Below are 13,734 nucleotides of genomic sequence, written 5' to 3'. Positions count from 1 at the left end.
CCGCCTGCTCATACACCCCCACGCCATTTCGGAGCGCCCATGAGTTCCCGCAACCCCGTCCTCTGGCCTGAAGGCCTGTTCGTCAAGCCGCAGCATTTCCAGCAGGCAGCGCGGGCCAGTGAAGCCGCTTTTCACCAGCGCCTGAGCAGCATCAACGCGGCCTTCTACGGTTTCACCGAGCTGCACCTCAATGACGAGTACCTGAGCCTTGGGCGGGTCGCCATCACACGGGCCAGGGGCATCATGCCGGACGGGACGGTGTTCGACATCCCGGCAGACCTCGCACCGCCTCCGCCACTGGAAATCCGTGACGACGGCTGCAAGGACAGCGAAATCTACCTGTGCCTGCCACTGCGTACCGAGGGTGGCCGCGAGGTAAGCTGGCCCGATAACGCAGCCAACTTCCGCTTCAACGCCCAGGCGCAGGAGATCAAGGACACCCACACCGCCGATGGCGACCTGGTCAAGGTGGACCTTGCCGTTCCCAACCTGCAGCTCAAACGTAACACCGACGACAGTAGTGCCTACACGCGTCTGCCCTTGGCACGCATACTGGAAAGGCGCCCTGACGGCAGCCTGCAACTCGATGAAACGTTCTACCCCACCGCGGTCTCGGTCAGGGCGGTGCCGGCATTGCACCGGTTCCTTGAGGAGATCACCAACACCCTGCGCGAGCGGGCACGCAACCTGGCAGCGCGTATTGGCACATCCAGCCAGTCAGGCGTGGCCGACATCCGTGATTTCAACTTGCTGCAGGCGATGAATCGCTGGTGGCCATGCTTTCAGCACTTTACCCGCCAGGCGCAAACACACCCGGAACACCTCTACCTGAGCATGAGCCAGGCCTGCGGCGAGCTGGTGACGTTTACTGACGAGACCCGGTTGCCACAGGAGTTCCCCGTCTATCACCACACGGCGCTGCACGTGTCGTTCAAACCCTTGCAGGACACCTTGCGCCGTGTGCTGAGCACGGTGTTGCAGCCGCGCGCCCTCTCCGTGCCGATCAAAACCCTCGAGTTTGGCGTGATGAGCGCCGCACTCGACGACCGCCGCCTGATCGCCGAGGCGCAATTCATCCTGGCCGTACGCGCCGACCTGCCGCCGGAGACGCTACGCCAGCAATTTATCCAGAAGGTGAAAGTAACCTCGCTTGAAGCGTTGAACGAACTGGTGCCACTGCAATTGCCGGGCATCCCGCTGTTGCCGCTGCCGGTGGCACCGCGTGACCTGCCATTTCATGCCGGTTTCAGCTACTTCGAACTGGATCAGCGCAACCCCGCCTGGGCGTGCATGAAGGAGGCCACCGGGTTTGGCTTCCATATCGCCGGAGCGTTCCCAGGGCTTGAACTGCAGTTCTGGGCAATCAGGAACGAATGACATGGAAGATACCTACCATGCAGGCAGTGGTCGCCTGCGCGAAGTTTTCAATCATACGCAGACCGCTGGCACACCCGAGCTTCCACCCGGCAATGCGCCACCAGCAGAGACAAAGACCGAGCAGCCCCCTGAAAGCTATAGCGCCGACCCGGACTTTCAACTGCGCGGCGGTTTTGCGAATCAGATGGTCGATGCCGCCATGCCACTCTTTGGCCTGGTCATGCGCCTGCGCACGCTGGATGCACTGCCCCAGATCGCACACGTACACAAGCAGGTACGCATTCAGATCGAAGAAATTCTCGAAGAGATGCGGCGGCACGACTATGAGCAGACCCAATTGCTGGCCTATTCATACGCCCTGTGCCTGTACATCGATGAGGCCGTGATGGATCGCCCGTGGGGCAAAAGCTGCTGCTGGAGCCAGGAGCCGCTGCTCAGCATCTTCCACCATGAAACCTGGGGCGGGGAAAAGATCTTCAGCGTGCTGGCTCGCCTGATGCAGGAACCCAAGCGCTACCAGGACGTGCTGGAGTTCATGTACCTGTGCCTGTGCCTTGGCCTCAAGGGCAAGTACGCCATTGCGCCCCGGGGTGAAGAAACCCTGAACGATTTGATCAGGCAACTGTACCAGGTCATTAGCGAGTTGCGTGGTCCGGTACCAGAGAACGTTTGTGACCCGTACCGCAACGTGGCCCCACGCAGCTTGCGCATGAAACGCCAATGGCCCTGGTGGAGCCCACTGGTGATCAGCGCCGTGGCCATGGCCGCAGTGTACGGCTACTACAGCTACCGCCTGCACCTGATCACCGCCGAAGTGGTGGAGTCACTCAACAGCATTCTGCAGATGTGACCGCCTCAACCCGTACAACCGAATTGGCGGGGCCAATGCCCCGCTGACAAGCCCATCGTTCCCGATGGCCGCGCCACCCGTGGTGTGCGTGTTTTATCCACATGGACGCAGGAGTCACTGCCATGGCAACACCCGCTTACATCAAGATCATTGGCCAAACCCAAGGCAACATCACCGCTGGCGCGTTTACCGCGGACTCGGTCGGTAACGTTTACCAGCAGGGCCACGAAGACGAAATTCTGGTGCAGGAAATCAAACATGAAGTCACCACGCCAACCGACCCGCAAAGCGGCCAGCCCACCGGGCAACGGGTGCACAAGCCGTTGATGTTCACCAGTTCGCTGAACAAGGCCACACCCTTGATGTACCAGGCACTGGCCACCGGTGAAATGCTGCCCACCGTCGAGATCAACTGGTACCGCACCTCGATAGAAGGCAAACAGGAGCATTTCTTCACCACCAAGCTTGAAGACGCCACCATCGTCAGCATCAACACCGTGCTGCCTCATGCCCAGGACAAGGAAAACGAAAACTACACGCAACTGATCGAGGTTGCGCTGGCCTATCGGAAAATCACCTGGGCGCACGACGTCGCCAACACCGAAGGCTCCGACGACTGGCGCGCACCAGCCGCCTGATCACCTGAAATGCTCCGGGTGGGCTTAGCCTGCCCGAGCTTCTCGTTTCTCCTGACAGCGGGAAAGGTATTCAAATGCCCAGCCAATCTGACCTGCGCTATAGCCTTCAGCCCTTGGTGGGCAAAGCTGACTTCGAAGTCGTGTCGTTCAAGCTCGAAGAAACCTTGAGCCAGCCCTTTGTACTGGACCTGGTGCTGATCAGTTACACACACAAGGTGGACTTCGGCCACCTGCTCGACAAGCCGGTGCTGTTTACCGTGTGGCGCGATGAACGCCCAGTGCGTTACGTCCATGGCCTGGTCAGCCGTTTCAGCCTGGGCGAAAGCGGCTTCCACCGCACTTACTACCACGCCCGCGTAGAACCCCAACTGGCCCGCGCCGCACTGCGCTCGAACTGGCGCATCTTCCAGCACAAGACCGTGCCTTCTCGACAACTACCGGTTGCTCGAAGATGAATACCGCAACACCCTGCCGGTGATCGACATCGCACGCTTCATCCAGCCCGCCGACGCACCGCCGCAGGCGCACGTGCTCAAGCACGACCAGCTCGGCTGGGTCGCCGACTTCAAGGCCCAGGCAGATCCGCAACTCAAAGCGCTGCTGGACCGGCAACCGTTCAACCACGCCCAGATCGTCTCGCCCCACGCCTCGCAGCAAGCACTGGCCCCTGCCGTGGGGCAAAGCAAGCCGCAAGGTGCGGCCATCGTCATCGAAGATGCCATCGGTATCACCCAGGAGCTCAACGCCTGGCGCAACGCCGCCATCGAAGACGTGAAAACCCAATGGCTGCAACGGGTGGTGGAACCCGGCGTGGACAACGAACGCAAGCTGCTGGTGGCGCAATCGTTTCTGGAGGTGGAAACCCTGTACCCGCAGATGGTCGCCGAAGACATCATCAAGCGCAAAGTGATGGCCGAGACCGTGCGCAACCAGCTGGGCACACCCGTGGATTACTACGCCTTTTCCGAGCGGGCCCGCCAAGCAGCAGACGCCCATGACGCCCGCATGAAGCCGCACCTGGAGCAATTCGAACGTGACGTACGGGCGAAGGTGAAAAAGCGCCAGGACGGCGGCGAGTTCAAAGCCAGGTTTGATGAAAAATACGGCCAGCTGGTCGACCGCGATGCCATGCACCTGCAGCTTCAGGCGTTTGAAGAAGTCATGCAGCAGGCACAAACACGTGCAGAAGAGCGCGCCAGCGATCACCTGCGCTGGCTGATCAGTGAACCCTTACGCCAAGCGCTGGATCGCTTTGACAACAGCGACCTGGTCAACAGCCTGGACTTTGCCGAACAGACCGGCCGCTGCGTGATCGGCATGGAGCAGAGCAAGGCAGGTGCCCATATTATCGAGCATTGGTGGCACCACGACTGGGAAGACCGCTCCAACCTGCTGATCGGTGGCCTCAGCTACAACCAGGACGACCTGCGTGCCGAGCTTGTGGCCTTGCGTGAAGCGGCCAAGGCCGTACCGGCCTCGCAATCCATGTTGGAAGTGCCAGCAGCCGTGGCCCGGCAAGCGCATGTCGCCGCCAATGCCTTCGGGCGCATCAACAACTTGTATGAGCAATTGCACGCACAGGGCAGCACCGACAGCATCGGCCTGCATGCCTGGTATGTACTGCTGGGCCGGCAGGTGCTGCGCACGGCGGCCCCCAACAGCGCGGACCGCGCCCTGCACCACGGCCTGCGCCTGACCCTGTTCGCCTCCGTGCACCAAACCGCCGTCGACATTCGCGTGGCCGAAGTAGCCCAGAGCGCCGAACCGATCAACCCGCGCCGCAGTGCCGGGCAAGTGGCGCGCTACCTGGACCAGGCCTGGGCCGAAGAGCTGATGCAGGCGAACAAGAGCGAGTTTTACAAAGTGCGCGTGTCGGCACTGGTGTGCCTGCTTGAAGGCATGTTGATGGCGTACAAGGCGCAAGAACTGCCAGACAGCGATGCCCGGGTGAAGACCGAACTGCTGGCCATGGCCATGACCACAGCGGCGGCAGGGTTCGAGGTGGGGGCCAGTTATGTGGAGCAGGTAGCGACCAGGTACGGGGCTGGCAGCGTGACGGGGAAAGGGGCTTCGGTGGTGTTGGGGCGGTTGAAGTTGTGGGGGGCCAGTTTGGCAGGGATGGGCGGCTTGGTGCTGGCTTGGTGGGATTTTGTGGACTGGGACAAGCATTCAAACGAGAGTTTGGACGGTCGCCCAGCCCTTCCAGTCAGGCGTTCGAGGTTTTTAGCTACAGCCTATGCGATGCGCGGCATTGCCACCATATCGTTATCTCTGGCAGAAGCAGCAACTGCGATTGCAATAGCTAAACCATTTTTTGATCGCCTAGCGCAAAATGGCAATCATAGATTAGTGAGACTACTGGGAAAATCCATGGGCTCTCTTGCAAAAAAATTAGGAACACAAGCTGCACGACTTTTACTTTCCCGCTTAATTCTTGGCACTTTCTGGATTGGGCTGGCACTGACAATCATCATCATGATTCTTGAAGACGACGCGCTAGAGAAATGGTGCAAGCGATCCACGTATCGTATAAACAAAAAATCCAGTCCTTATGACGAAGCCGAAGAACTATCAGCATTACATTCAGCATTCAGCGAGGTCTTATAATGTACCTGATTGAATGTGGCCTTTGGCGAATCGCAACAGAAACAGCTGCAGAGCGCAAAAAAACGGACGCGGATAAATCACCATCCGAAAAACGGGCAGACAAAGATTTTTATGATAGTGACTTATCCGAAGATGTACACTTCAACTCAGTAAGCGATAAAGCACACTCTCGCGGCCCTGTTTTTTCCTTCAATGAGCGCTATATGGAAATGCGCTGCGGGGCTTTAGAGGAGGCTCGCGGAATGATATCTCTAATGACATTAGGGGGCGTATTACCAAGCATTTTAGTCACAGGCACATCCGGCATTGGATGGCTTTATCAAGATATAACCACACCTGACACAAGATCAATAGTGGGAGTACTCCTGGCACTGCTAATGACCGGGCTCAGCGCTGGAATAATTTACCTTTACTACACCTATGGATTGCAGATTACCCGACTTGAGATGTTAACCAGCCGCCACCTGATTGTTCGCTTCAACAGAATCACTCAACAAGTCCACCTACACCGCCCCAAATCCTGCGGTGGCATCGTTACCTTCCCCTGGCACACCACAGGCAGCACCGCCATCTACCCCGCGGACGACCACTTGAGCGTCGGCATGCGCCTGGGCCTTATCTGGCACCCCAGCAAAACCGGCCTGCCTCACCTGGAGTCAGCGATGGTCGGCAAACAAGGCCAAGGCGGCAGCGAACTGCGCGACGAATGGGAATTCATCCGCCGCTACATGGAAGAAGGCCCACACGCCGTCCCCCGACCGCGCCTGAGCACTCATCTACCCTCCCCGATTCAGGCCTTCAGCGCCCAGTTCGAAGGCCTGGGCCGTTTCGTGCGCAACAGCAGTTGGCTATTCAAAGTCTGTCTGCTGCTGCTCTGGCCTGCCTTCGTGATCGTCGGCACCGCCCATTGGGTCAGCCTGATGCTGTGCTGGCGCCCGCGCTGGCCAAAGGTCATCCGCGAAGCCGGCATGCCGGGCAAACCGGTGCCGCCGGTGACCACCCTGAGCGACTACCCGCCAGAGATCCAGGCACGCCTGCTTGCCAACGCCGATCGTTGGGAGCTCAAGCCAGGCAAGCGGCCTGAGCGGAAGGCTCGTAAGGCTCGTGCCAAGGCGACCAGGAACGAACAGTCATGAGTCTTTACTGGTGGGCACTGTGGTGCATGGCACGGGCTTCGCCCGTGTTCGCGGCTCAAGGCCGCTCCTACAGGGAACGGTTACCGGCATCGAGCTTCGGTGGCTACGCCTATGCCGCGCAAGAACGCCCGCAGGCACGGGTTACTGTTCGCGCCGCTCCACGACACGCCCAACTCAATTTCCGGCGAGCCTGCCACCGGGAAAAACCTCACTCCCGCAAACCCCGGTTTCGCCATGGCCTGAGGCACGATCGACACCCCCAGCCCTTCCGCCACCAGGTTGAGAATCGTACCCTGCAGGTGGGTGTGCATCCTAACCACCGGCTCGAACCCCGCCCCTTGGCACAGCGCCATGATCTGATCGAACAAGGCCGGCGCCGTGCTGCGGGGGCTGAGAATGAAACCACTGTGGCTCAGGTCGGCCAGTGCAACGCGCGCATTGCCCGCAAGGGGATGGTCAGCCGGCAAGGCAATGCACAACGTTTCCGCTTGCAGCGCGTGGTACTGCAGGGTGCTCTGGCCAAGCGGCTTGAACGACAGGTAAAGGTCGTTTTCGCCGGTTTCGACCGAGCGCGCCAGGTCATTGGGCAGCAGTTCGTTCAGCACCAGGTTCACAGAAGGATGGGCGTCGGAAAATTCACGCATCATGCGGGGAAAGCCGGTCCAGGCCACCATGGAGGTGAAGCCGATCTTCAACTCACCGCGGTCACCCCGGGCCACCGCCTGGGTTGAGCGGATCGCCGAGTCAAAGCCTGCAACCACTTGGCTGGCAGTTCGCTGCAACTCCCGCCCGGCTGCGGTCAACGCCACCGACCGGGAACTGCGCAAGACCAACTGGCAGCCCAAGGCCTCTTCCAGAGCGGCGATCTGCCGACTGAGCGAAGGTTGGGCCAGGTGCAGGCTGGCAGCCGCTTTACCGAAGTGCAGATACTCAGCCAGGGCAAGGAAGTAACGAACTTGCCGGTAGTCAATCATCGATACGCCCTGAACATGAATGAGGTGATTGGAAGTCATTGGACTGCATGATTGGCGCATCTTAAGCTTGCCGGGCCTCAATCGCTACCGATGATCCTTCATGCACACCGTTCTCGTGGTTGTACTCCCCATCTTCGCGCTCATTCTGGTGGGTTTTATCTGCCGCAAAACCGGCAAACTTGGGCCCAAGGCGGCCTCCGAAATCAACCTGATGGTGGTGTGGCTGTGCCTGCCAGCCTTGCTGTTCAAGGTTACGGCCACCGCCACCTGGGCAGAAATCTGGCAACCAGGGTTCATCCTGGCGTTTGGCATCGGCACCCTGGCCATGTTCGTGGCCACGGTGATCTGGCGCCTGTTGAGCGGCCACAGCCTGGCCAGTGCCAGCATCGATGGGCTGAGCGCCGGCTATTCCAACACCGGGTACATCGGTATCCCGCTGTGTGCATTGCTGTTTGGCCAGCCGGGGCTGCAGCCAGCACTGATCTCCACACTGATCGTGGTGTGCGTGCTGTTCGCGATTGCAGTGATCTGCATTGAAGTCGGCCTGCAGCAGGAAAAACACGTTGGCCGGGCGATCACCAAGGTGTTGTGTGCACTGGCGAAAAACCCGCTGGTGATTGCGCCATTGGCCGGTGCGGCATGGGCATCGACGGGCCTGGGCATCGCCCTGCCGGTGATGCACTTCCTCGACATACTGGCGGCGGCCACCACCCCTTGCGCGCTGATTTCGCTGGGGCTGTTCCTGGCACAGAAAGCCCCTGCGCAAAACGCCAGCCCGTGGCCGCTGGTGGCGATGAAACTGATCGGCCAGCCGCTGCTCACCTGGGTGCTGGCGTTCAAGGTGTTCAGCCTGCAACCGCTGTGGGCCACTTCGGCCGTGCTGCTCAGCGCACTGCCGACCGGCACCGGGCCGTTCATGCTGGCGGAGTACTACAACCGTGAAGCGGGGGCGATATCCAAAGCCATTCTGTTGTCGACCCTGGGGTCGCTGCTGACGCTGGGTGGGTTGTTGTACTACTTCAATGTGTCGGCGTGAGCGCACAGGTATCGGCCAGCAGCGCACGCAGCCACTGCTGCCCTGCATCGCTGTGGGTTCGCCCATGCCAGGCCATGGTCTTGCAGAAGCCCGGAATCGCCAGAGGCGGCTCCAGGCTGCTCAAGCCTGACGCGTGCTGCGCCAGGCGCCGTGGCACGACCGCAATCAGGTCGCTGTCCGCCAGCAACTCCGGGAGAATCAAAAAGCTCGAGACCGAGGTGACCACCCGACGCGATCGCCCGACGCGTGCCAGGGCGTCGTCTGTCACCCCGTGAAATGCATTGCCAGCCATCGACACCAACACGTGGTCCAGCGCGCAGAAAACCTCCAGCGTAAACCGCTCGGCCCTGGCCTGCGGATGCCCTTCGCGAAGCAGGCACACGTAGGACTCTTCAAACAGCTGCTGCGAATGCAGCCCGGCTGGCAGCGTCTCTGGAGTGAGCAATGCCAGGTCCACTGTGCCGTCTTCAAATTGAGTCACCAGGGTTTGCTGATCAACACCGCGGACCGCAACGCGGACGTTTGGCGCCAATGGCCGCAACCGGTGAATGAACGGCACCACGACGGCCTTGAGCGCATAGTCGGTGGCGGCGATGGTGAAGGTCAGGTCGGCAAGCGCGGGGTCGAACGCCTGGGGCCTGAGCATCGACTCGATGTCGCTAAGCAACTGTTTGACGGGGCCTGCCAGTTGCTGAGCCCTTGGCGTGGGTACGATGCCGCGCTGGGCCCGTACGAACAGAGGGTCGTCGAAGCTGTCGCGCAGCCGGTTGAGCATGCCACTCACGGCCGGCTGCGTCAGTGCAAGCCGCTCAGCTGCTCGGGTCACGCTGCGTTCGTCAAGTAACGCATCCAGGGCCTTGAGCAGGTTGAAGTCGAGGTTTCTGATATCAGGCTTCATTATGCAAATGATCAGTAATGGCGATTGGCGCTATATCAGCGTAGCGCCCATGATGCGGGCAGTCCATCCACTGGAGCGCAGCTCATGAATCACATCCACTGGCCAGCAGGCTTTATCCCTGGTTTCGCCGACAACTTCGCATCGAATGAAGTGATCGTTGCCGGCCTCAGCGCCGCGGACATCTGGCCGCTGCTGAGCCACCCACACCGCTGGCCCGGCTATTACCCGAACTCGGCCAACGTCACTATTGCCGAGGGCCACGGCCCGGAGCTGGCAAACGGCGTGCGCTTTTACTTCGAAACGTTCGGCTTCCCGGTACAAGCCCAGTGCAACGAGTTCACCGCACCCGGCAACGGCCAACCCGGGCGCATCGCCTGGCATGGCTGGGCGGGCGAAGGTGATACCCGCCTGGACGTTCACCACGCCTGGCTGATCGAAGACCTGAGCGAAGGCCGGGTACGCATCCTCACTCAGGAAACTCAGCAGGGTAAACCGGCCGAAGCACTGGCCACCGCCCGGCCCAACCCGATGATCAACGGGCATCAGGACTGGCTGGAGGGTTTGGTGCAGGCGGCCAGGTCAGCCGTGGGCGCCTGAGTGCACACCCTTGGCCACTGCACCCAGGCAAGTGACGGCAAAAGCTATCACCAGTGCGCCAGTGCCCAGCAGGAAGATCAACTGTTGGCTTGAACCCTCCACCAGCAGTGCAATCAATGCCGGGGTCACCGCAGCGGCTCCCATCAAGGTAATGCTCACCAGCGGTGTGAGCTTGCCGGAGGGGTCGTTGGTGGTAATCAGTGCCATGTAGTAAGACAGCGCCAGCACCCAGCCGAAGTTGATCAGCAGCAGTGCTACGAACAACTGCATCGGCGTACGGGTATGGCCGGTGAGCATGGCGATGGAAATGAACACCGCCACCAGGCCCACGGCAATCATCAGTTGGCGGCTTACCCGCGCCCCCAACAGGCTTGGCAACGCCGCCCCCGGCAGACCGCCGATGGCCGAGAGGCCGAACGCCCAACCGATGTCGACACCGTCAATGCCCTGATCACGCGCCAATTGGTCGATGAAGCCCCACACGCAATAAATGGCGATCTGCATGAACAGCATGCCCAGCAGCGCGCTGCGCCCGGTGCGCGCCGAGCCGCCCTGGGCGGGCGAACCTTCGCCGCCGGCCAATGCAAGGATTGGGCGACGTGGCAGCGCCAGGCTGGCGCCGCAGATCAGCAAGTACCACAGGCCGAATGAACAGAGCGCCGTCACGACCCCAGCCTGCGCCGCCAGCAACGGCAGCGCGGCAGAAAACAGCGAATACTCGGGTGTTTGCAGCAACAGCATCAACCCGAACGAGCGGTCCTGGCCAGGCAGCCGGCCCAGTGTCGAAACCGCGTAGGCATACACAAGCCCCGCGCAAGTGCCCGCTGCCAGGCGCGCCAGCAGCAACAGCATGTGGGAAGTGGCGAACGCGGTGGCAATGCTCAGCACCACGCACAGCAGGCCAAACAACAGGCACAGGCTGCGCCCACCGTGGCGTTTGATCAGCAATGGGCACAGCAAGGTGCCCAACGTCATGCCGATCAGTTCCACCGACACGACCCAGCCCTGCATGTCGAGCGGCAAGTTCAGCCGCTCGGTGACCAGCCCCATGAAGATGGGCTGTACGCCACAGACGATAAACGACGTACAGGCAATGAAAATGAGGGCTGCGCGCAGCAGTTTGGAATCATTGAACATCACAAGGCCCCGACATGCTTGTTGTTATTGTTGGCAATCCTGGGGCCTGTTCACGGGCGTTGAAAGTTAATAATCGAAATCGGGTGCAGTGCGTTTTTTAATAGAGAGCGGGCCTATGCCGGGCTAACGAAAGGGCATCCACAAACCCACTGCACTCGATCCGGATAATTAATTGGTGACCGGCGCGCGACTTCCCTACCGTAAGCACCGTTACCGATAACCAAGGGGCCATCGCCCGCCTACGCGCGTTTGTCGACCCGGCCCTGATCGCAGAAAGGCCAAGCCATGAACGACCGTGAGTTCGTCAATGCCATCGACCAGGATGGCCACCCCCTGAACATTGCCGTCAGCGGCGGGCGCATCACCCATGTCGGCCCCCAACGCGCAAGCGTTGCCGCCCGTGAAACCATCGACCTCGAAGGCCTGCTGGCACTGCCGGGGTTCGTCGACGGCCACATTCACCTGGACAAGAGTTTCGTGGGCGACCGCTGGCGCCCGCATCAACCGGTGGCCAGCCTGCGTGAACGGCTGGCCGTGGAGAAGCGCGAACTCGCCAGCGCCCCGCCCATCGCCCAGCGCGCCGATGCATTGATGCGCCAGGCCGCCCTGTTCGGCACCGTGGCCATGCGCTGCCATGTGGACGTGGACGCCACCACGGGCCTGCACAACCTGCACGCCATCCTGCACGCGCGTGAGCAATGGAAAGACCTGATCGACATCGAACTGGTGGCCTTTCCCCAGGCCGGCGTGGTGAGTTGCCCCGGCAGCGCCGAGGTAATGGAGGCCGCGGTGCGCGAGGGCGTGCAGGTGGTGGGCGGCATCGACCCGACCACCCTGGACGGCGACGCCGATGCCCAACTGGACATTGTCTTCGGCATCGCAGACCGCCACGGCGTGAAGGTCGATATTCACCTGCACGAACCTGGCGACATTTGCATCGCCCAACTCCAACGCATCGCCACACGCACCCAGGCGCTGGGCATGCAAGGCCTGGTGGCGGTCAGCCACGCCTATGGCCTGGGTGATGTGAGCGACAGCGTGGTCGACCGCACGGCCCACCTGCTGGCCAACGCCGACATTTCGATCATGACCAACGCCCCCGGTGAGCATGCCTTCCCGCCGGTGCTGCGCCTGCGTGCCGGCGGCGTGCGGGTATTCACCGGCAACGACAATATTCAGGATGCATGGTGGCCCTACGGCAACGGCGACATGTTGCAGCGGGCCATGCTGGTGAGCTATCGCTCAGGCTTCAACACCGACGAAGAACTGCGGGTAGCCCTGCACATGGCCACCGAAGCCGGCGCCGAGGTGATGGGCAAGCATGGCTACGGTTTGAAGGTGGGCAATGAGGCGAGCTTTGTGCTGTTTCGGGCGCCCAATGCCGCCGCAGCCGTGGCGGCAGCGTTGCACGAGCGGGTGATCGTGCGCCACGGCGAATTCTGGGGGCGGCCGGCAGCCCTTGAGCTGAAAGCGGTGCAGTTCGCCACGGCACTGCACCACTGAAAATGGCCGACGGGGTTACTGCGCTTCGGCCCTGAGGATGCCGGTGAGGATTTCGGCCAGCGCGGTGACCATCGGATCGGCCGTTGGCCGATGGAAGATCGCCGCCTCGAACACCTTGATCGGCTTGAACCCCTGCTCTGCCCCCAGCACCCGGTGCTCTGGCGTCACCACCCGAAACGGCAGCAGGCTGACACCGAGCCCGTTGGCCACCGCCTCCTGGATACCCGCCAGGCTCGAACTGGTAAAACCGATGCGCCAGTTGCGGCCCATGGCCTCTATCGCACCAATCATGTCGTCGCGGTACAGGCCTCGGGGCGGGAAGGTCACCAGCGGGATCGGGTCCTGGGCAAAACAGGGAAACCGGGTGCTGTCCACCCACTCGATGCGCTCGGGCTGGCAGGCATTGGCTTCGCGGCTGTGCCGACGTTGCTTGACCAGCACCAGGTCCAGCTCGCCACGGTCGTAGGCGCTCATCAGGTCGCGGCTGAGGCCGCCGGTGATTTCCAGCTTGACCTTGGGGTGTTGGCGGTTGAAGGCTGCCAGTGCCTGAATGGTCTTGCCAGCGACAAAATCGTCCGGCAGGCCGATACGCACCGTGACCATCACCCCACCAGCCAGTGCCTCGCTCAGCTGATGGCTCACCTCAAGCAGGTGGCGTGCATACCCCAGCAGGGTTTCGCCGGCGTCGGTCGGGTGAACTTCGCGATTGCTGCGATCAAGCAGTGGCTGCCCGACCATTTCTTCCAGCCGACGCACCTTCTGGCTGACCGTGGACTGGGTGGAATGCAGCCGCGCCGCGGCGGTGGTGAAGCTGCCACAGTCGGCCACCATCACCACGGTGCGAAGCATGTCCAGGTCGTAGATCATGCGGTTGGGTTTGGCAGTGTCGGTCATGGGCAAGGTTCAGCTGTGCAAGGGGAGGCTCGGCACATGATGCCAGAACACGCCCCCGCCAGCTCAAACGGGGTAAACACAATGGCG

At 61.4% G+C, this 13,734-nt stretch carries 12 protein-coding genes and 1 pseudogene; 9 read left to right on the top strand and 4 right to left on the bottom strand.

Going from position 1 to position 13,734, the window contains the following annotated elements; genetic code table 11:
• Positions 1–39: 39 nt before the first annotated feature.
• The 6 genes and pseudogenes from tssK (at position 40) to PVV54_RS10275 (ending at position 6,608) form a co-directional block, all read left to right on the top strand.
• A complete protein-coding gene (gene tssK, locus PVV54_RS10300) occupies positions 40–1,377 on the top strand; it encodes a type VI secretion system baseplate subunit TssK (protein ID WP_274909819.1) in 1,338 nt (445 codons plus the stop codon).
• Between the two features lies 1 nt (position 1,378).
• Positions 1,379–2,227 carry a type IVB secretion system protein IcmH/DotU gene (gene icmH, locus PVV54_RS10295; RefSeq protein ID WP_274909818.1) on the top strand — a complete coding sequence of 283 codons (849 nt, stop codon included), beginning with the start codon at positions 1,379–1,381 and terminating at the stop codon, positions 2,225–2,227.
• 122 nt (positions 2,228–2,349) lie between these two features.
• The gene (locus PVV54_RS10290) at positions 2,350–2,865 is read left to right on the top strand and encodes an Hcp family type VI secretion system effector (RefSeq protein ID WP_274909817.1); all 516 of its coding nucleotides are present in this window, start codon (positions 2,350–2,352) and stop codon (positions 2,863–2,865) included.
• 74 nt (positions 2,866–2,939) lie between these two features.
• Positions 2,940–3,290, top strand: a pseudogene (locus PVV54_RS10285) (contractile injection system protein, VgrG/Pvc8 family); the annotation flags it as partial.
• A gap of 16 nt (positions 3,291–3,306) precedes the next feature.
• A complete protein-coding gene (locus PVV54_RS10280) occupies positions 3,307–5,472 on the top strand; it encodes a T6SS effector BTH_I2691 family protein (RefSeq protein ID WP_274909816.1) in 2,166 nt (721 codons plus the stop codon).
• Positions 5,472–6,608: a DUF6708 domain-containing protein gene (locus PVV54_RS10275; protein WP_274909815.1), complete on the top strand. Its 1,137-nt coding sequence runs from the start codon at positions 5,472–5,474 to the stop codon at positions 6,606–6,608. Before PVV54_RS10280 ends, PVV54_RS10275 begins: the two co-directional genes overlap by 1 nt.
• Before the next feature lie 80 nt (positions 6,609–6,688).
• Here the strand turns inward: PVV54_RS10275 and PVV54_RS10270 are convergent, their stop codons facing one another.
• Entirely contained in the window at positions 6,689–7,621 is a 933-nt protein-coding gene (locus PVV54_RS10270) for a LysR substrate-binding domain-containing protein (protein WP_274909814.1), read from the bottom strand.
• Positions 7,622–7,682: 61 nt separating this feature from the next.
• On the opposite strand from PVV54_RS10270, the gene PVV54_RS10265 reads away from it, so the two are divergent.
• Positions 7,683–8,618 (top strand): AEC family transporter, encoded by a 936-nt coding sequence (locus tag PVV54_RS10265; RefSeq protein WP_274909813.1) that lies wholly within the window; start codon positions 7,683–7,685, stop codon positions 8,616–8,618.
• On the opposite strand, the gene PVV54_RS10260 is transcribed toward PVV54_RS10265, so the two are convergent.
• The gene (locus PVV54_RS10260) at positions 8,602–9,516 is read right to left on the bottom strand and encodes a LysR family transcriptional regulator (protein WP_274909812.1); all 915 of its coding nucleotides are present in this window, start codon (positions 9,514–9,516) and stop codon (positions 8,602–8,604) included. The genes PVV54_RS10265 and PVV54_RS10260 overlap by 17 nt on opposite strands.
• Positions 9,517–9,600: 84 nt before the next feature.
• On the opposite strand from PVV54_RS10260, the gene PVV54_RS10255 reads away from it, so the two are divergent.
• Positions 9,601–10,113 (top strand): SRPBCC domain-containing protein, encoded by a 513-nt coding sequence (locus tag PVV54_RS10255; RefSeq protein WP_274909811.1) that lies wholly within the window; start codon positions 9,601–9,603, stop codon positions 10,111–10,113.
• On the opposite strand, the gene PVV54_RS10250 is transcribed toward PVV54_RS10255, so the two are convergent.
• On the bottom strand, positions 10,096–11,250 hold the full coding sequence (locus PVV54_RS10250) for an MFS transporter (protein ID WP_274909810.1): 1,155 nt from the start codon (positions 11,248–11,250) through the stop codon (positions 10,096–10,098). The two genes, PVV54_RS10255 and PVV54_RS10250, sit on opposite strands and share 18 nt — an antisense overlap.
• Before the next feature lie 285 nt (positions 11,251–11,535).
• Between PVV54_RS10250 and PVV54_RS10245 the strand changes: the two genes are divergently transcribed.
• Positions 11,536–12,753 (top strand): amidohydrolase family protein, encoded by a 1,218-nt coding sequence (locus PVV54_RS10245; RefSeq protein ID WP_274909809.1) that lies wholly within the window; start codon positions 11,536–11,538, stop codon positions 12,751–12,753.
• A gap of 15 nt (positions 12,754–12,768) precedes the next feature.
• On the opposite strand, the gene PVV54_RS10240 is transcribed toward PVV54_RS10245, so the two are convergent.
• Positions 12,769–13,647, bottom strand: a complete 879-nt coding sequence (locus PVV54_RS10240) for a LysR substrate-binding domain-containing protein (protein ID WP_274909808.1) — start codon at positions 13,645–13,647, stop codon at positions 12,769–12,771.
• Positions 13,648–13,734: the final 87 nt, after the last annotated feature.

This window comes from Pseudomonas sp. PSKL.D1, from assembly GCF_028898945.1.
Classification (GTDB): domain Bacteria; phylum Pseudomonadota; class Gammaproteobacteria; order Pseudomonadales; family Pseudomonadaceae; genus Aquipseudomonas.
Note: the sequence above shows the minus strand (reverse complement) of the source record. Positions and strands in the feature narration are given on the sequence as shown.